The following is a 19,458-nucleotide window of genomic DNA, read 5'->3' as shown; positions in this document are numbered from 1 at the left end:
TTAAAAAAGGGAAGCCATAATAGCTTCCCTTTTATTAGGCATTTAAGACGCGCTTATTAAGCCTCTTGTTTGGCTAGGTATTCGTCATAAGTACCATGGAAATCGACAACACCTTCGCTTGTCACTTCAACAATTCGTGTCGCCAAGGACGAAACAAACTCTCGGTCATGAGAAACAAAGATCAAGGTGCCAGGATAGTTATCTAGCGCCAAGTTCAACGATTCAATAGACTCCATGTCCATGTGGTTAGTCGGCTCATCCATTACCAATACGTTGGGCTTTTGAAGCATCAACTTACCGAATAACATACGACCTTGTTCACCACCAGAAAGAACTTTTACAGACTTTTTAATGTCATTTTGAGAGAACAACAAACGACCCAAAGTGCCACGTATGATTTGCTCATCATCGCCCTCTTGACCCCATTGTGACATCCACTCAATCAAACCTACGTCTTTTTCAAATTCGTGAGCATGATCCTGAGCGTAATAACCAATGTTGGCATTCTCAGACCATTTCACCATACCTTTAGTAAGATCAGTATCACCCACTAGACACTTCAATAATGTCGTTTTACCGATACCATTTGGCCCGATAACCGCAATGCGCTCACCCACTTCAACCATCATGTTTAAGCCACTAAACAATTGCTCATCATATGATTTGGCTAAGTTTTCAACTTGCACCGCGGTACGGTGTAGTTTTTTCTCTTGTTCAAAGCGAATAAACGGATTCTGACGACTTGAAGGCTTAACATCTTCAAGTTGAATCTTATCGATTTGTTTAGCTCGAGACGTTGCTTGCTTAGATTTTGATGCATTCGCTGAAAAGCGACTAACAAAGGCTTTAAGCTCATTGATTTGCGCTTTTTTCTTAGCGTTATCAGACAAAAGACGATCACGGGCCTGTGTTGAAGCCATCATGTATTCGTCATAATTACCTGAGAAAAGACGTATTTCACCGTAATCCAAATCCGCCATATTAGTACAAACAGAGTTCAAAAAGTGACGGTCATGGGAAATTATGATCATGGTGCAATTACGCTCAAGAAGAACACCCTCCAACCAACGAATAGTATTGATATCCAAGTTGTTGGTAGGCTCATCAAGCAACAATATTTCAGGATCAGAAAACAACGCTTGAGCCAGCAAAACTCGAAGCTTCAAGCCTGGAGCAACCTCACTCATTAGTCCGTAATGTTGCTCTGTTGGAATACCCACGCCAAGCAATAACTCGCCGGCACGCGCATCAGAGGTATAACCATCCATTTCAGCAAATTCTGATTCAAGATCACCAGCGCGAAGGCCATCTGCTTCCGTCATTTCTGGATTGGCATAAATGGCATCTTTCTCAGCCTTAACCGCCCAAAGCTCTGTATGACCCATGATCACAGTATCAATTACAGAAAAATCTTCGTAAGCAAATTGATCTTGCTTCAATTTACCAAGACGCTCATTAGGATCTTTAGAGACATTACCTGAACTTGGCTCTAAGTCGCCACCAAGAATCTTCATGAAAGTGGATTTACCACATCCGTTCGCACCGATTAAACCGTAACGCTTGCCTTCAGCAAATTTTACGGAAACATTTTCAAACAAAGGTTTTGCACCAAATTGCATGGTGATATTGGCTGTTGTTAACAAGGTAATCTTCCACTTTTCATGACGTAAATTTAGGCGCTTAATGTCAGCAACCATTGATGTGACGTATTATCGCACAAACCCCCACCATTCTTTAAGTGACAAAGTCACTATTGGGCACATTAAACGGTGTAAAAATTTGGCAAGCTTCTTTCTAAAGAAAAAATACATTCTTTTTTTGAACAGATGATTAAAAATAGACTCTACTTATCATCAACGTTTGGCAAAATAGCTCAATATCGGCCTTTCTTTCGCCACTCAACACGTTAAAGCAATTAATAATGTGCCGATATAAAGAAAGTCATTTGATAGCCGATGACATTAAAAGACAAACACTGACGGGAGAACATAATGCACACCGTCCAAGTAAATACAGTAAGTTATGATATTTCACCAGAAAAGCTAAAAGAAGGCTCTATATTCGGCGCTTTATCAAATGAGTCTATTCAATATCTCATCGATAATGGAAGCATTCTTTGTGCAGACGAAGGGGATGAAATTTTCAAATATGGCAGTAAAGGCGGGAGTTTTTACACAGTACTTCACGGCAGTTTAGATTTCTTCAAACAACATGAAGATAAAGCAATGCACACAAGGTTTGTTGAATTTGGTGAATCAATTGGTTTTGTCTCAATGATTGCCCTCCACGACCGTGTCGGCAATGCTTACGCAAAAGAAGCCAGCCTACTACTTGAGATATCAAGCCAGCTGTTCAGTGATTTTCATGATAACTACCCCTTTGATTTTGGGATACTACTGATGAATCTAGCCAGAGACATGGCTCGAAATATACGAGAGCTGAGCAACGCATTGGTTACAAACGACATAAACGTCACTGTGTAAAGTGACATATGATAGTAACAACATAAGACATTAACAGGTCGATACAGCGATCAACCTGTTAATCATATTGATTTATTTTTCGGCCGCTACGACTGAAATTTCAACCAACAATTCTGCTCTTGCCATGCGAGCTTCAACACACGCTCGTGCTGGTGCATAGCCTTCTGGTACCCAAGCATCCCAAACCGCATTCATTGCCGCAAAGTCTTTCATATCACGAATATAGATAGTCGCTGAAAGAATGTGCTCTTTATCAGAACCTGCTTGTGTTAGTAACGTATCTACTTTGTCCAACATAGTGGCAGTTTGCTCTGAGATATCGGTATTGGCATCTGCCCCTACTTGACCACAAAGGTAGATTGTTCCTTGATGCTTAACGATACGGCTCATACGCTGAGCGGTTTCCATACGAGTAATAGACATAAAAAATTCCTATAATGATTGTGTAGACCTGAGAATGCGGACAATATTAACAAAATAAAAAAAGAGTATCCCACTTAAAAACAATTATCATAAGAAATAACGCACTATTAAAAACTAAAACTCCAGTCCTTTCTGCGCTTTAATGCCGCGTTTAAAAGCATGTTTCACTTCTTTTATTTCGCTCACCGTATCAGCCAACTCAATAAGCGACTCCGACGCTCCTCTGCCCGTCACGACCAAATGTTGTGTCTCTGGGCGATTCATCAGCGCATCCAACACTAAACCTTCTTCAAGATATTCGTAGTGCAGCAAATACGTCAACTCATCCAATACCACTAGATCAAAACTTGGGTCTGCCAGCATAACAACTGCTTGTTGCCATGCCTGTTGCGACGAAGCGATGTCCGCCTCACGATTTTGTGTTTCCCAAGTAAAGCCAGACGGCATAATTTCCCATTGCACGTTGGGTTGTGCTTTAAAAAAATCTATTTCACCGGTATTCCACTCGCCCTTCAAAAACTGCACCACGCCTACTTTCATGCCATGACCCAATGCTCGAGCCACCATTCCTAATGCAGAGCTAGATTTACCCTTACCGTTACCAGTTAATAAAACAAAGGTGCCTTTGTCTTCTTGTGCTTTAGCAATCCGCTGGTCCACGTGTTTTTTGATCGCCTGCATGCGTAACTGATGTTGCTCTGGATCTTTAATGGTTTTCGCCATTCTATTCTCCATAAAATATTAGATAATAAAAAAAACCTTATCTATGTTTCAGCATAAATAAGGTTTCAATAGCACACATTCTATTTGTTAAATACGATCATCTTCTGGGTCGTAACCAAGATTTGGAGCTAACCAACGTTCCGCATCGTCTTTTGACATGCCTTTACGAGCCGCATAGTCATCTACTTGATCAGGCCCTATTTTTCCGACACCAAAAAATGTGCTGTCTGGATGCGCAAAATACCAGCCACTGACTGCCGCCGTAGGCAACATAGCAAAGCTTTCTGTAATTTCCATATCAATTTTATCTTTCACATTAAGAAGGGTCCATAACTTGGCCTTCTCGGTATGATCTGGACAAGCAGGATAACCAGGTGCTGGGCGAATACCCTGATATTTTTCTTTTAACAGCTGCTCATTTGTGAGGTCTTCATCTGCCGCATAACCCCAATATTCTTTACGGACTCTCTCATGAAGATATTCCGTTACCGCTTCAGCTAAACGATCTGCTACCGCTTTGATCATGATTGAATTGTAATCATCATAATCCGCCTCGTATGCGGCCACTAATGGGTCAATACCAAAACCCGCAGCACAAGCAAAAGCACCAATGTAATCCCCTACACCACTGTCCTTTGGTGCGACAAAATCAGCCAAACTGTGATTGTACTTTCCTGGAGCAGTCAGTTCGTTTTGAATTCGCAAAAAGGACAAACGCTCAATAACTTCCGTACGGCTTTCGTCAGCGTAAATCTCTATATCATCGTGATTCACCTGATTCGCCGGAAACAAACCAATCACGGCTCGCGCTTTTAGGCTTTTCGTGGCGATAACTTCCTCTAACATTGCCAATGCGTCGTTATAAACACGAGTCGCTTCGACACCAACAACCTCGTCCGTCAAGATCCGAGGATATGAACCTGCCAACTCCCATGTTTGAAAGAATGGCGTCCAATCGATGTAAGCTTTCACAACATTAAGATCAATATCATTTTCTGTCAGTACCGTAATGCCCAATTTTTTCGGCGTTACTATGTTAGTTTCATCAAACGCGATCGGTGCTTTATTCAGACGTGCCTTATCAAGCGACACACGACGACCTGCTTTCGCTCGATCTTTATAGCGCAATCGTGTTTTTTCATAATCGAGCTTAATGTCATCGACAAATTTCTGGCGACGTTCTGTGTCTTTGCTCAGTAAAGCACTCGCCACACCAACACTGCGTGACGCATTGGTAACATGTACGACCTGATTATTTTTGTAGTTTTGCTCTATTTTTACTGCGGTATGCGCTTTAGATGTGGTTGCCCCTCCAATCATCACAGGTAAAGTAAAGCCTTGACGCTGCATTTCTTTTGCCACATGAACCATTTCATCAAGTGACGGAGTGATAAGGCCCGACAAGCCAATTAAATCAGCACCTTCTTCTTTTGCGGTGCGCAAAATTTTCTCAGCGGAAACCATGACTCCTAAGTCGATGACTTCAAAATTATTACACTGCAACACAACACCGACTATATTTTTCCCTATATCATGGACATCCCCCTTCACTGTCGCCATGACAATTTTGCCATTACTGGAAGAGGCAGTATCCATGTTGCGAGCTTTTTCTTCCTCGATATAAGGCATCAAATACGCAACGGCCTTCTTCATTACCCGAGCCGATTTTACAACCTGTGGCAAAAACATTTTACCGGCACCAAATAAGTCGCCTACAATTCCCATCCCATCCATTAAGGGACCTTCTATCACCTCTAATGGACGATCAAAAAACTGGCGCGCCTCTTCAGTGTCCTCATCAATAAATTCAGTGATACCTTTAACCAACGCATGGCTCAAACGCTCGGTTACAGACAAGGTTCGCCATTCTTGTGTTTCTTTCTCGGCAACTTCACCCGTACCTGCAAATTCACCTGCCATCGCCAATAAATTGTCTGTCGCATCCGGCGTACGATTAAGAACCGCATCTTCTACTGCATGGCGTAACTTGGCCGGAATGTCTTCATACAAAGCCAACTGACCAGCATTAACAATCCCCATTGTCATGCCTTGCTTGATAGCATGATATAAAAAGACAGAGTGAATGGCTTCCCTTACAGGATTGTTGCCACGGAACGAAAAGGACACATTAGATACACCACCAGAGACTTTCGCATACGGTAATTCACGCGTGATGTCGCCAGTCGCCTCAATAAAGTCCAACGCATAACGGTTGTGCTCTTCTATCCCTGTTGCAATCGCAAAAATGTTTGGGTCAAAAATAATGTCTTCTGGCGGAAAACCAACTTCATCGACTAAAATTTTGTACGAGCGACGACAAATATCAATCTTACGTTGACGAGTGTCCGCTTGACCGGTTTCATCGAAGGCCATCACAATCACAGCCGCACCATATTTCATTAGCTTGCGTGCTTGCTCTCTGAAATTGTCTTCCCCTTCTTTCATACTAATGGAGTTAACAACGCCCTTACCTTGAATCCATTTCAAGCCCGCCTCAAGTATTTCCCACTTAGAAGAATCCAACATGATAGGAACACGTGAAATATCAGGTTCAGAGGCGATCAGTTTCAAGAATCTTTCCATCGCTCCTTTCGAATCCAACATGCCTTCGTCCATGTTGATATCGATAATTTGCGCACCGTTTTCAACTTGCTGACGAGCCACACTAAGAGCAGTGTCAAAGTCACCTTCTTTAATAAGGCGTTTAAACATGGCTGAGCCTGTAACGTTAGTTCGCTCACCAACGTTAACAAACAAACTATTACCATCAATATTAAAAGGCTCTAAGCCAGATAATCGACAAGCTTTTTCAATCGTTGGGATAACTCGTGGCACGGCGTCCTTGAACGCGGTCGCAAATGCATCTATGTGACTTGGCCCAGTTCCACAACAACCGCCAATAATATTTATAAAACCGGAATCTACCCAGCCTTTAATTTCATTGAGCATTTCTTCTGGCGTTTCATCGTATTCACCAAAAGCATTTGGCAAACCCGCATTCGGGTGAGCAGAGATGTGTGTGTCGGCGATTCGTGAAAGTTCGTCAATGTATTGACGTAAATCTTTTGGTCCCAAGGCACAGTTCAAGCCAACAGAAATAGGTTTGGCGTGAGAAATAGAATTCCAAAATGCCTCAGTTGTTTGACCAGACAGTGTACGCCCTGATGCATCGGTAATGGTACCTGAGATCATAATCGGATAACGCACACCACTTTTTTCAAAGTAATCCAGTACCGCGTAAATCGCAGCTTTGGCATTCAAGGTATCAAATATAGTCTCAATCAAAATGAGATCGACACCCCCTTTCACCAAGCCATCTACGGCAACGGTATAGGCTTCAACTAATTCGTCAAAGTGCACATTACGAAAGCCTGGATCGTTAACATCCGGTGAAATAGTACAGGTACGACTTGTTGGCCCTACTGCGCCCGCAACAAAACGCGGCTTATCCGGGTTTTGTTGCGTAAATTCATCCGCAGCTTCACGGGCAAGACGAGCAGATTCGAAATTCAACTCATAGCTTAACGCTTCCATGTGGTAATCAAGCATGGAGATGTAGTTAGCATTGAAAGTATTAGTTTCAATGATGTCTGCGCCAGCCGCAAGGTAAGCAGAGTAAATGTCTTTAATGATTTTAGGTTGTGTTAATGACAGTAAATCATTGTTCCCTTTGACATCACTCTTCCAGTCTTCAAATCGCTCTCCACGATAATCTTCCTCTTCAAGCTTATAAGATTGAATCATGGTTCCCATGGCACCATCGAGAATCAGAACGTTTTCTGCTAAACGTTTCTCAATAATGGAATACGATTTGGACTTTACCACTGTCATTACCTCAAAAAAAATATGCACAGTCACTATACCCAAATACCACGACTCTGGTGTTGAATAATAGTAATGAGAAGTTGAATGATCTAAGAATGAAACAGGCTGCCGCTTGGCAACAGCCTGTTTAAAAAGAAAGGATGTTAACTGTTTTTACCTTTTCGGTTAATACGACCCACCAAAAATCCGCCCAATAAACCCACTAATATCGCAATACTCCAGTAACCGTACTTATCGAACAAGTCATCATTTGTCAGAGCAACCGTATCACTGTCTCGATAAACCTGCCTCATGATGCGCTGTCCTTGATAATTCATCTGCTGAGAAACAAACAAATTAAGTTTGGCTTTGGGACGCTCATTTAAGCCACTTACACGCCAGCGCCATTGCAGCTGACCATCTTTAAGGACCGCTTCCGCTTCACTAGCACTAACCATCTGTATTGCACTGTCGGTCACCAATTCAGCAACATAGGTTTGTCCAGCCACAGGATTTTCAACCGTTGCCGTAACCAAGATTTCAAAGTTGTTATGCAATGACATCTTATTGGGCACTTGCCACTTTACATTGCTCAATCCAGAGTTGATTTGTGACTGTAAGGCATTCACTTCAGCTTGGAACGGGATCAAATTATTTATTTGAGATTCAAGCTGCATTTGTTGCGATTCACGTCCTTTGGTTTCCGCTTTGATCGCTTCTAATTGTTTTTGGAGCTCGGCTTGTTGTGCTTGCGAACTGGCTAAAGACTTGGCCAGCATATTCTGATCAGCTAGGCTCGCTTGCAATGCCGACTGACTCCTAGTGAGTTTTCTATTCACTGATGTATTCATCGCACCGAGTGCCGCTAAACGTTTCGCTAATGCTTGTATTTTTGCTTTATTGTCAGCGCCGGCACTTAGAGAAGTCGTTAGCTCCAACACATCACCTTGATAATCTGCTATCAATGATTTTTGAGCAGCAATGACGCTTTTGAGTTTAGCAATTTCACTGCGTAATTGATCAGTATCGAGCGCATCCAAACGAACTTGATCAGGGGCGGCTGACGTTCCCTTTTGTAAAGCATCAATACTGTTACGCTGAGCACCAATCTCTGCTAATAAAGCGCTATTTTGCGCCCTCGCCTTTGCGATTATCTCACCCAACCGTCCATTGTCTTTTTTAAGAGAGACTAACGACTGCTGATTGTCCTGATTCTCTTTATTTAAGCTATCGTATTTTTGTTGCAGCAGTCTCTGCTCTTTGCCTAAAGTCTGGTATTCCTGACTCAAAGCATAATGTGCTGAATCCAATGTTTGAAAACTGTCATTTAAGGAAAGAAACTCTCGACTTGTCTGTTCGCTTGGAATCGTTTTTGTTATTTTGTTTCTAAGGGCTGTATTTTTGCCTTCTAAACGTTTGATTTGACTAACAAGATGGTCATTTTCTATTTTCAATTCAGCGTACTGAGATTCAGCACTTTCCCGTAATCGCTTTTCTTTTTCTATGTTAACCAATGATTCAGCATCAGATGGCGACTGACTTAAAGCAGCAATCGACTTATCTTGTGCATCAAGCGTTTTTTGCAAACTGAGAAGGTGCTCGTTATTTTTTACTAATGTCTGTTTAAGAGATTCTATTTTTTGATTATTTTTACCCATTTCCTGAGTGAAAATAGCATTTTTTGACATGATTTCAGTGGTGGTTTGGGAAGGTGTTGCTCCCTCTATCAGCTTGGTACCTTGCCCTTGAGAGGAAGTACTGGTCGTCGTAGTGCATGCTGATACCATCAATCCTAAAGCCAAAGGAATTAAAATGGTGGTGCGCGTTTTCATTATCCACTCCTTAACAAACCCAAGGTCAACAATAAGTTAACTCACTTATGCCAGAATTTAGACTGAAATGCAAAAAAGGCGTCAAGTTATTGTTTTTATTTCATAGATTTGTTGATTTCAGCATCTAGAGTTAGATAAAAAAATACCCAAGATCAAAGATCTTGGGTATTTTGGAGTGTATTTTTTGATGAATGATTAATTATGCGAGGCTTTTAGAAACAACCTCATAAACATCTTTTGATAAATCTTGAGCCATAATTCGTTGTAGCTCCGCTTTCATTTTCAGACTTAAGTCAGGTTTCAGTTTTTTCCATCTTGTTAGGGGTGTACACAAACGAGAAGCTAACTGAGGATTGCGCTTATTCAACACAATAATTTGATCCGCAAGGAAACGATAACCAGAGCCATCTTCCTTATGAAAACCTGAAATACTTTGTCCAAACCCGCCCAATACAGAACGTACTTTATTCGGGTTTTTAAGATCAAACGAAGGATGCTTCATTAAGCTTTGCACCAGTGACAATGCATCGTCTCCCTCTTGAGAAGCGCTCAACATCAACCACTTGTTCACAACTAGTGGCTCATCTTTCCATTGTTCATAGAAAGCGTGCAACATAGCCGCGGCTTTATCATGATTCGACTGAACGGCAATTGACAATGCAGAAGACTGATCTGTCATGTTGTCTGCTGTCGTAAATTGCTCATAAATAGCGTCTTGTGCTTTTGTATCTGAAGATTCAGACCAATATGATAACGCGATGCTTTTTAATGAACGGCGCGCTATATCTTGTGCCGTAGCTTGGTATTCAGAAGTGATAATATTATTCAGATAAGCTTGAGCAAAATGTTCTGAAAGAGCATTCGCTATGGTTACTTTTAAGAAATGGCGCGCTTTTTTGATCGCATGTGGATCAATCGTATCAGCCAATTCAGACAAGTAAGCTTGGCTTGGCAGTGCCAAGATCAAAGCCACCATGGCAGGATCTAATGATTCATCTTCTAACAAAGCTTTAAAGCCAGTCACAAGTTGAGAGTCTATAGACAGCGCCTGCCCTTGTGACGCTTGCTCAATTAACTGGGTTAACTCATTAACAGCCAATTGTTGAGCGGCACTCCAACGATTAAAACCATCCGTATCTGATGACATAAGCAGCAATAACTGCTCCGTTGTATAGCCATAGCGTAGCTTAACTGGCGCTGAGAAAGATCGAAGCAAAGATGGGACTGGCTTACTGTTAATATTATTAAAGACAAATGTTTGCTCTGACTCAGTCAACAGCAAGGTAACATCATTTGCTAATTCACCATTATACTGCGCTTGTATTTCTTCGCCTTGCTCATTCAACAATCCTACTCGGATTGGAATATGCAGAGGCAGTTTTGTTGGCTGCCCCGGTGTCGCTGGCGTTTCTTGCTTAACGGTTAAGGTATAACGATTCTCTGCGGGAAAATATTCATCAGTAACCGAAACAATTGGTGTGCCTGCTTGCGAATACCAGCGTTTGAATAACGTTAAATCAATGCCAGAAGCATCTTGCATCGCGGCAACAAAATCATCACAAGTAACCGCTTGACCATCATGACGTTCGAAATACAAATCTGAACCTTTACGGAACAGCTCATCGCCCAACAAGGTATGAATCATGCGAACAATTTCAGCGCCTTTTTCATAGATGGTGAGCGTATAAAAATTAGAGATTTCAATAAAAGAAGCCGGTCTTACTGGGTGCGCCATTGGGCCTGCATCTTCAGCAAATTGTGCTGTTTTTAAGAAGGAGACATCTTCAACACGCTTCACTGTCGCAGAATGCATATCAGCAGAAAAGGTTTGATCACGAAAAACCGTAAAACCTTCTTTAAGACTTAATTGAAACCAGTCACGACAAGTAACACGATTGCCTGACCAGTTGTGAAAGTATTCATGGGCAACAATCGCCTCAACGCGCAAGAAAGTATCGTCTGTCGTCGTTTTTGGGCTAGCTAACAGACAAGATGAGTTAAAAATATTTAACCCCTTATTCTCCATCGCTCCCATATTAAAGTCATCAACAGCCACGATCATAAAGATATCAAGATCGTACTCACGCCCGTAGGTTTCTTCGTCCCAGCGCATTGAGCGTTTCAGGGCTTCCATTGCGTAATCTACTTTATCGATATTATGCGATTCAGTGAATATTTGCAGCTTAACGTCGCGCTTGCTCTGTGTTGTAAAAATATCATTTTTCACCGCAAGATCACCTGCGACCAACGCAAACAGATAAGCGGGTTTTGGGAAAGGGTCATGCCAAACAACAACCGTTTTACCTTCATCCGTTTTACCACGTTCAATCTCATTACCATTAGACAACATCACAGGATAACGAGATTCATCAGCAATAATAGTCGTTGTAAAAATCGACATCACATCAGGGCGATCTAGGTAGTACGTAATATGGCGAAAACCTTCCGCTTCACACTGAGTACAGAACATTGACGAAGAGCGATACAAGCCTTCTAAACGCGTATTATTTTGCGGCTCAATCAAGGTTTCGCACGTCAAGATGAACGTATCCGCTGTCGCGGTAATAATCAATTTATCATCAATTAATTGGTATTCTTCAGGAGGTAATGCATAGCCATCCATCGCGATACCAATCAATTTAACATCCTCGCCACCATCCAAAACAAGTGGTGCCGTGGATTTTCCGTCTAAAGGATTACGGCGCATATGCAACCTAGACGTTACTACCGTTGTGGCTTCATCAAGATCAAAAGTCAGTTCAGTTTTGTCGATGAGAAATGGAGGAACTTTATAATCTTTTAGATATATTGCTGAGGGCTGACTCTCTTTCATGTGTTCTCTCCTAAAATGTTAGTGATGCTTGATAGCCTGTGTATTTGCGGATATTAATCACGCCCGTATCAAGCATCCAGTATTGCCCTTTTATGCCCATTAACACCCCTTCTATCTCTGGTGTTTTTTCGGCATTCAGGCTGGTTATTTTGGTTGGATATTCTAAAACTGGATAAACAAATTCGTGGGTTTCATTTTCATCAGAAAGATCAATAATTGACTGCAAACCAAATTCATTCTGTAAGGAATCTAGTCCATCGTAGAGCAAACCAATTAGCCTTTCTTGTTCATACTCAAGGTTTAGCTCAACCGGAGTGCCTTTGAGCATATTGCGCCAATTTGTTTTATCAGCGACTTGGTCTTTAAACAAGGTCTCAACCAGACCAGACATTCGTCGAGTAGAAACTCTGAACAACGCCCTAGCCTGAGTGGCACCTTGATCAATCCACCTTGTTGGCAATTGATCACCGCGAGTAATGCCCACTTTTAGCCCAGATGAATTGGCCAGATAAACGTAGTGGTCTTGCATACAATACTTTTCTGCCCATTCGGGTTCACGGCAAGTACCTAAGTGAAAATGACATTTCTCTGGACTCATCATGCACGAATCACAGGCGGCCAGTTTCTTGAAACAAGGAAAGCAAAAACCCTGGCTAAAAGACTTATTGGTTACGCGTCCACAGTTAACGCAATTAATCGGACCTTTAAAATGCAGCGCTACTTTTTTTCCAATAAGCTCATTAACGTTAACGCTATTGTCACCCAAGGTTAAAACATATTGAACCTTGCCATTTTCTGCAGATACAGACATTTTTTTCAAATTACCAGATAGCATTACACTTTTCCTTTAGGCGCGTCATTTACCCATTTAATACTATCTACTTTGTCCTTATTGTCTTCTTCAAACTTAGTTTGCTTACTACCACGATCAATGTAGCCAACTCGGCTTTCTTCAGGCTTATTATTGTGGTCATACGTAATAACAGCCTGTAAGCAAAGCTCTGTTTGCTCTTTGGTGAGACAAACACCATTTGGCCATTTACCAAGCTCAACGGCTTGTTTTAAGCTGACGTAAACTTCCGGTGACATATTGTCGATCATTTCTTTAAAATTCATGAAATACTCTCATCTAACGCTGCTCACTAAGCAGCGTTTAAACTTTTCTAAGTGAATATAATTTTGTTACAAACCAATAAACAACCCCTAAAGCCAACCCTGAAATCAAACCTATGCTATGAGCCGTATTCGCAATACTGCCCAAGCCAATCATTTCAGTGAGCGGGGTATAACCAATTGCGAGCCATACCATAAAGAAGGTCATTAAAGGCTTATGAATAATGACTGGCCAACTACGATTCACCATGGGCATAAACCACGCAAAACCGATCAATCCATAAACAACGCCTGATAAACCACCAAATAGAGGATTAGGTGATATTTCAAATTGAAGAATATTACTAGCGACAGCAATAATCAAAACGCCAAGCAACCAGAAAAACGAGCCTATAATTTTTTCTAAACGGCGACCAACATCCCAGACCCATAAGGCATTGAAAGCAATGTGCATAACACTAAAATGCAGTAATGCAGGCGAAATAAGACGCCAATATTCACCCTGAGAAATAACCTCAGACAAAGGAAAAAAGCGTATTTGATTACCAATGACTGTCAATGGGCTAATAGTAAAATAGCTGACCGTCGTTAAATCTGAGCCTAGCTGCGTAATGATCGCGACGATCACTGCGGCTAAAATAACGAAGAAAGTCGCCGGCGCATCACGAAGTTGATTGATCAGACTACTGGAGTTGTTAGAAGACCTAGAATCTCGGTTTCTTTTAACACTAGAAAGTGAAGCTGGGTCATTTTTCCAGATTTGAATCAATTGCAAAACAGCATCTTGGTACGATGGGTCAGGTACCCAAAGCTCTTTATGGGCACCTTTAACAATAATTTGATGAGAGATTTTCAATCTCCACAAAGTCTCGCTAAGAAGCGCTGGATCATCACTTGTATCGAATTGATAAACTAAATACATAATTTAAGTCAAACACCTCTTCGCAGATCTACTTCAGACAAGAACGCGCTATTTACGCTCGATAGCTACTTTGCCACCCTAATTTGTCACGACACACGTTATAAAAATCATGATTTTTAGGGTGTATCAATCGAATGTTCCCAGCCTTTTTGGTGATATGAATTTCATCACCCGGTGCAGCCGTTATATTCAATTGTCCATCGCAACTAACACTTGGATAAGTAAGATTAGATTCACAGACCACAATACGAATTCTCGCATTAGCATCAATCACAATCGGCCGATTACTTAATGTATGAGGGTGCATTGGCACTAAAACAAGCGCATCAAGCTTTGGTAGCATGATTGGTCCACCAGCAGATAGCGCATAAGCAGTCGATCCTGTTGGGGTGGCGACAATCAAACCATCTGATTTCTGATTCATCACAAATTGATCATCAATAAATAGATCAAATCGTATCATTCGAGCAGACTTGCCAGGATGGAGAACCAAATCATTCAGCGCAATGCCTTCACCACTAGGGCGGTTTTTACGTTTTATTTTTGCTTCAATCATAAAACGTTTTTCTTCGAAGTATTCACCACGAAAAATAGGCTCTAACTCCTCTCTTAACGCATGAGGAGAAATATCCGTTAAAAACCCAAGCGTCCCGCGGTTTATACCAATCACAGGAACATCATAATTACTAATCGCTCTGGCGGCGCCCAAAAAACTGCCATCGCCACCAACAACCATCACCAAATCACAGTGATTGCCTAATTCTTTTAATGGCGACGAATCTACTTTGACACCTGGTAGCATGGTCGCCAAATCGGTTTCCAATACAGGCTCTGAACCTTTTTCTTGAAGATACTCCATCAGTTTCTTAACCGTATCAAGAATCTGAGGTTTATCTAATCGAGCAATTATTCCAACACGTCTAAAAAGACTCATGTGTCACTCTCTTTCCGTCGGTCTAAGTAATGGTATGCAACTCAGCGAGCGATTTTGTATCGCTTTTATTATAAAAGAACATTCAACTAAGCGCGGCGCCACTTTAACATGAAGGGCTTACTTATCGCCATCAACTGAAGAGTCGATAAATGGATTAACATTAGGAAGATACCCTCTCCAGCCTTGTAAGCCTCCGGTGTGAATAAATAAGGTACGCCTATGAGGCCACTCTCCTCGATGGATTTTTTGCATGACTAAAAACAACGCTTTACTCGTATAAACAGGATCAAGTAACTGCTTTGGATTTAACTCAGCGAACGCCCCTAAAAATGCCAATAACGCCTTGCTTTGCTTGGCGTAGCCGCCCTCATGAGCATCACAATGGAACGTCATTTTATGTTTTAATTCATCTATCGTTGCATGGGCTTGAGGTAATGATTCGGCTAACGCTAAAATTTCATCAGACTGTGATTCTGCGCCTTTAAGCGCACTAACCACATGAAGGTAGGGTAGATTATCATAGGCCAACAAACCTGAAGCCGTTGTTCCAGTCCCTGCGGACACGACCCAAGCATCATATTCATCACCTAAATAGTCTATATCTGCAGCCCAATCTTGACACCCCCTAGCACCCAATTGCCCACCGCCTCCTTCTGGTATCCAATAGACATTTGGATAAAGGCGATTAATTTGAGCCACCATATTGGAATTTTCAGCAAGTCGGTAGTCTTTACGAGAACACGGCCATAGCTCAATCCCTGCGTTAGCGACATCATTCAGTGTCGGCGTCAATGTTGGATGAAGCTCGCCGCGAACAATGGCAATGCCTTTAAACTCGGTTTCAGCCAATATCGCTGAAAAAGCATGCAGATGGTTTGAAAACGGCCCGCCGAAAGTAGCAATGTATTGGGCGTTAACACGTTTGGCTTCAAGTAAATGGTATTTAAGTTTATGCCACTTATTACCTGGTGCCTGTGGATGCTCAAGATCACCGCGATAAATAAATAACTCACAAGGGTGAGCATTATTCTGAAAGGATTCTGGCACATATAATGATTGGATAACGGACAAAAAAAAGCCTCGGCTAAAAGTAGTCGAGGCCATAATATCACAAGCTGAAGTAAGTAAAATAAGGGAAACTCAATCAAGTCTTGCATAGCGCATATACGACTCACTCGGTGTCCGTTAGTTCAATGTATTTTTCATCAGGTAAATCACTATATTATCTTTTTTTTTGTTAAAATATTTGCAGCCATTATTTGCAGAGAATGAAACACCATGATCCCATTACTTTCTGAGCTCTCACCTATTCAAAGCAAATATCTTGCTTTTATTGAACGTCTGAAGGCTTTAGCATTTTCAGGTGACACCAACCCTGATTATGCAAACCGAGTGGTACTGTCTACTGACAATTCTATTTACCAAGTTTTACCACAAGGCGTTATCTACCCTAAAAACACTCAGGATCTACAACTTATCGCAACGCTCAGCAATGAACCTGAGTTTCACGACATTGTACTGAGCCCTAGAGGTGGTGGTACAGGTACTAACGGGCAATCCCTATCAGATGGCTTAATCGTCGACGTTTCGAAATACATGAATCGCATACTGGAGATCAATGTTGCAGAAGGCTGGGCTCGTGTCGAAGCTGGAGTGGTCAAAGATCAGTTAAATAAAGCGGTAAAGTCTCACGGTTTGTTTTTTGCACCAGAACTTTCAACCAGTAACAGAGCCACTATTGGCGGCATGATTAATACCGATGCTAGCGGTCAAGGCTCTGTCACTTATGGTAAAACCCGTGATCATGTCCTTGAACTTACGACAGTATTACTGGATGGCAGCTTACTAACATCCGGCCCGATTAATGAAGCTACATTAGAATCCATTCAATCTGGCAGTGACTATTCCGCTCACGCACATTGTATTGTTGACTCTATCCAAAAAAGCAAACAACAAGAAATCAAGGATACCTTCCCCGATCTTAACCGCTGCCTAACAGGTTATGACTTAGCACACATTCGCACAGATAAGGGAATGTTTAACATAAATTCCGTGCTATGTGGTTCAGAAGGTACGCTTGGCTTTATTGCTGAAGCTAAGGTTAATTTACTCGTCATTCCGACCTATGCCGCCTTAGTCAACATTCGTTATAACAGTTTTGAGGCATCGCTTCGTCACGCCCGTGAACTATTAGCAGCAAAACCCACGTCTATTGAAACCGTTGACTCTAAAGTACTCGGCTTGGCCAAGAACGATATTATTTGGGATTCCGTTTCAATGTTCTTTCCAGATAAAGCGAACGAGGACATCCAAGGTATCAACCTCGTCGAATACACTGGCAACAACGAACAAGAAGTCGCGGACAAAATCAAAGTATTAACCGATAACCTAGATATTCTAACCAAACAAGGCAACAGTAGCGCTTTAGGTTACACCATTGCCATGGGACACAGTGACGTTAATAAACTTTGGGCCATGCGTAAAAAATCCGTTGGTTTATTGGGTAATGCCAAAGGTGAAAAACGCCCTATTCCATTTGTAGAAGACACCGCTGTACCACCCGAAAATCTTGCCGATTATATTATGGAGTTTCGTGCCGTTTTAGACAGCTATGGCGTTCAATATGGCATGTTTGGTCATGTTGATGCTGGCGTCTTACATGTTCGTCCTGCATTGGATCTAAAAGACGAATCACAAGAACCTATGATTCGTGAGATCACTGACAAAGTAGTCAGTCTTACTCAGAAATACAACGGCTTACTTTGGGGAGAACATGGCAAGGGCGTTCGTTCAGAATATTCTCCGTCTTTTTTCGGCAATTTGTATCCGAGCATCCAACAAGTAAAAGGTGCATTTGACCCCAGGAACCAATTGAATCCTGGCAAAATTGCGACGCCCTTTGAACTCGGTGCAGACCTTCTAAAAATTGATCAAGTCCCTCTGCGCGGGCAATTTGATCGCCAGATACCAATCCAGAACCGCGATCAATTCAAAGAAGGCATGTATTGTAACGGTAACGGTGCTTGCTATAACTTTGATCCAAACGACGCTATGTGTCCATCATGGAAAGGCACTCGTGACCGCCGACACTCTCCTAAAGGTCGTTCTTCTTTAATGCGCGAATGGCTGCGAGGCATGAGCTCAAAAGGAGTAGACACGACTCAAGCAAGTAAAGATGTAAAAGAAAGCAACTTCCTGATTACTTTCATTCCACGCCTCAAGAATACCATTGCCAAACGTCGTGGTACCTATGACTTTTCCCATGAAGTTCACGACTCCATGATGGGCTGTTTGGCCTGTAAGTCCTGTGTCGGTCAATGCCCAATAAAAGTGGATGTTCCTGAATTTCGAGCCAATTTTTTAGAACTTTACTACAGTCGCTACTTACGCCCTGTGAAAGATTACTTAGTAGGTTCACTTGAATTTATGATGCCGATTATGGCCATTGCCCCACAACCTTATAACTGGATTATTAGCCGCCGCTGGATCAATCAATTATCCAGCAAATACTTCGGATTGGTAGACAGTCCAGCGCTGAGCAAACTCAATTTAAAGAAAGAGATGTCACGTCGCGGCATTCGCCTCGCGACACCTTTAGCCATTGAGGCTCTAAGCCCAAAAGATCGAAAGCGGGCAGTGATCGTGATTCAAGATGCCTTCACCAGCTATTTCGAAACAGAATTAGTATTAGATACAATGGAAATGCTTACCCGCTTAGGTTTTCAAGCGTATTTAGCGCCTTACTTACCAAATGGCAAGCCACTGCATGTTCATGGTTTTATGAAGGCATTCCAGAAAACGGCACGGAAAAATTTAGACATGCTACAAAGTCTGTCTTTTTACGGCTTACCCTTTGTCGGCATTGATCCTTCGATGACACTAACCTATCGATCAGAATACATGAAAACATTTAGCGATAGTCGCCAAGTGCCTCAAGTACAACTCATGCAAGAATGGTTAGCGACAAAAACTGAACATCTAAGTAAACAACCATTATCATTAGATGGCAGTGTTTATCATTTACTGACGCATTGTACCGAAAAAACCAATGCCATTAGCTCAATAAAAGATTGGCAAAGCGTTTATAAAACCCTTGGTTTAGAGCTTATCATTGAAAATGTTGGCTGCTGCGGCATGGCCGGTACCTACGGTCATGAGTCTGCCAATAAGGAAACCTCTAAAAAAATCTATGACCTTTCCTGGAAAGAAAAAGTGAACAACCCGGAACTTGCAGGTAAACTACTTGCCACTGGCTATTCGTGCCGCAGTCAGGCCAAGCGTCTTGATGACGCAAGCATTCCACACCCAGCACAAGTATTGCTTCAGCACCTTCGTATTGCCTCAAGCAGCTAACCATTTAAGCTTAATTAAGCTAGATATTAAGCCAGTAA

The 19,458-nt window shown here is 42.0% G+C and carries 13 protein-coding genes; 2 read left to right on the top strand and 11 right to left on the bottom strand.

The window, feature by feature from the left end:
* Nucleotides 1–56 precede the first annotated feature (56 nt).
* The gene (locus V6259_RS08115; protein WP_133012518.1) at nt 57–1,643 is read right to left on the bottom strand and encodes an ABC-F family ATPase; all 1,587 of its coding nucleotides are present in this window, start codon (nt 1,641–1,643) and stop codon (nt 57–59) included.
* A gap of 348 nt (nt 1,644–1,991) precedes the next feature.
* Between V6259_RS08115 and V6259_RS08110 the strand changes: the two genes are divergently transcribed.
* Complete coding sequence (locus tag V6259_RS08110; protein WP_341584134.1) at nt 1,992–2,483, top strand: Crp/Fnr family transcriptional regulator; 492 nt, start codon at nt 1,992–1,994, stop codon at nt 2,481–2,483.
* Between the two features lie 72 nt (nt 2,484–2,555).
* On the opposite strand, the gene V6259_RS08105 is transcribed toward V6259_RS08110, so the two are convergent.
* The 10 genes from V6259_RS08105 to V6259_RS08060 all read right to left on the bottom strand — a co-directional run bounded on the left by V6259_RS08105 (nt 2,556) and on the right by V6259_RS08060 (nt 16,138).
* A complete protein-coding gene (locus tag V6259_RS08105; protein WP_341584133.1) occupies nt 2,556–2,906 on the bottom strand; it encodes a RidA family protein in 351 nt (116 codons plus the stop codon).
* A 114-nt stretch (nt 2,907–3,020) separates the two neighbouring features.
* On the bottom strand, nt 3,021–3,629 hold the full coding sequence (gene cobO, locus V6259_RS08100) for a cob(I)yrinic acid a,c-diamide adenosyltransferase (protein WP_133012472.1): 609 nt from the start codon (nt 3,627–3,629) through the stop codon (nt 3,021–3,023).
* A gap of 87 nt (nt 3,630–3,716) precedes the next feature.
* Nucleotides 3,717–7,460, bottom strand: a complete 3,744-nt coding sequence (metH, locus tag V6259_RS08095) for a methionine synthase (RefSeq protein WP_341584132.1) — start codon at nt 7,458–7,460, stop codon at nt 3,717–3,719.
* Nucleotides 7,461–7,597: 137 nt separating this feature from the next.
* The gene (locus V6259_RS08090) at nt 7,598–9,265 is read right to left on the bottom strand and encodes a hypothetical protein (protein ID WP_341584131.1); all 1,668 of its coding nucleotides are present in this window, start codon (nt 9,263–9,265) and stop codon (nt 7,598–7,600) included.
* A 199-nt stretch (nt 9,266–9,464) separates the two neighbouring features.
* Complete coding sequence (gene pepN / locus V6259_RS08085) at nt 9,465–12,098, bottom strand: aminopeptidase N (protein WP_341584130.1); 2,634 nt, start codon at nt 12,096–12,098, stop codon at nt 9,465–9,467.
* A 10-nt stretch (nt 12,099–12,108) separates the two neighbouring features.
* A complete protein-coding gene (locus V6259_RS08080) occupies nt 12,109–12,933 on the bottom strand; it encodes a DUF2797 domain-containing protein (protein ID WP_341584129.1) in 825 nt (274 codons plus the stop codon).
* Entirely contained in the window at nt 12,933–13,214 is a 282-nt protein-coding gene (locus tag V6259_RS08075; RefSeq protein WP_341584128.1) for a YeaC family protein, read from the bottom strand. The genes V6259_RS08080 and V6259_RS08075 overlap by 1 nt, the downstream gene beginning before the upstream one ends.
* 37 nt (nt 13,215–13,251) lie before the next feature.
* Nucleotides 13,252–14,133: a rhomboid family intramembrane serine protease gene (locus V6259_RS08070; RefSeq protein ID WP_341584127.1), complete on the bottom strand. Its 882-nt coding sequence runs from the start codon at nt 14,131–14,133 to the stop codon at nt 13,252–13,254.
* Between the two features lie 52 nt (nt 14,134–14,185).
* The gene (locus V6259_RS08065; protein ID WP_341584126.1) at nt 14,186–15,067 is read right to left on the bottom strand and encodes an NAD(+) kinase; all 882 of its coding nucleotides are present in this window, start codon (nt 15,065–15,067) and stop codon (nt 14,186–14,188) included.
* Between the two features lie 117 nt (nt 15,068–15,184).
* On the bottom strand, nt 15,185–16,138 hold the full coding sequence (locus V6259_RS08060; protein WP_341584125.1) for a 1-aminocyclopropane-1-carboxylate deaminase/D-cysteine desulfhydrase: 954 nt from the start codon (nt 16,136–16,138) through the stop codon (nt 15,185–15,187).
* Nucleotides 16,139–16,345: 207 nt separating this feature from the next.
* Here V6259_RS08060 and ydiJ point away from each other — a divergent pair, with 207 nt between their 5' ends.
* Nucleotides 16,346–19,420 (top strand): D-2-hydroxyglutarate dehydrogenase YdiJ, encoded by a 3,075-nt coding sequence (gene ydiJ, locus V6259_RS08055; protein ID WP_341584124.1) that lies wholly within the window; start codon nt 16,346–16,348, stop codon nt 19,418–19,420.
* Nucleotides 19,421–19,458: the final 38 nt, after the last annotated feature.

Origin of the sequence: Marinomonas sp. TI.3.20 (assembly GCF_038155025.1) — a bacterium.
In the GTDB taxonomy this organism is placed as follows: Bacteria; Pseudomonadota; Gammaproteobacteria; order Pseudomonadales; family Marinomonadaceae; genus Marinomonas; species Marinomonas flavescens.
This window is presented reverse-complemented; position numbering and strand designations above follow the sequence as displayed.

Excerpts from the sequence above, each read along its gene's own strand:
- V6259_RS08065 (WP_341584126.1), bottom strand. The coding sequence starts at position 15,067 with ATGAGTCTTTTTAGACGTGTTGGAATAATTGCTCGATTAGATAAACCT.
- V6259_RS08075 (WP_341584128.1), bottom strand. The coding sequence starts at position 13,214 with ATGAATTTTAAAGAAATGATCGACAATATGTCACCGGAAGTTTACGTC.
- V6259_RS08110 (WP_341584134.1), top strand. The coding sequence starts at position 1,992 with ATGCACACCGTCCAAGTAAATACAGTAAGTTATGATATTTCACCAGAA.
- metH (WP_341584132.1), bottom strand. The coding sequence starts at position 7,460 with ATGACAGTGGTAAAGTCCAAATCGTATTCCATTATTGAGAAACGTTTA.
- cobO (WP_133012472.1), bottom strand. The coding sequence starts at position 3,629 with ATGGCGAAAACCATTAAAGATCCAGAGCAACATCAGTTACGCATGCAG.
- ydiJ (WP_341584124.1), top strand. The coding sequence starts at position 16,346 with ATGATCCCATTACTTTCTGAGCTCTCACCTATTCAAAGCAAATATCTT.
- pepN (WP_341584130.1), bottom strand. The coding sequence starts at position 12,098 with ATGAAAGAGAGTCAGCCCTCAGCAATATATCTAAAAGATTATAAAGTT.
- V6259_RS08070 (WP_341584127.1), bottom strand. The coding sequence starts at position 14,133 with ATGTATTTAGTTTATCAATTCGATACAAGTGATGATCCAGCGCTTCTT.
- V6259_RS08080 (WP_341584129.1), bottom strand. The coding sequence starts at position 12,933 with ATGCTATCTGGTAATTTGAAAAAAATGTCTGTATCTGCAGAAAATGGC.
- V6259_RS08090 (WP_341584131.1), bottom strand. The coding sequence starts at position 9,265 with ATGAAAACGCGCACCACCATTTTAATTCCTTTGGCTTTAGGATTGATG.
- V6259_RS08105 (WP_341584133.1), bottom strand. The coding sequence starts at position 2,906 with ATGTCTATTACTCGTATGGAAACCGCTCAGCGTATGAGCCGTATCGTT.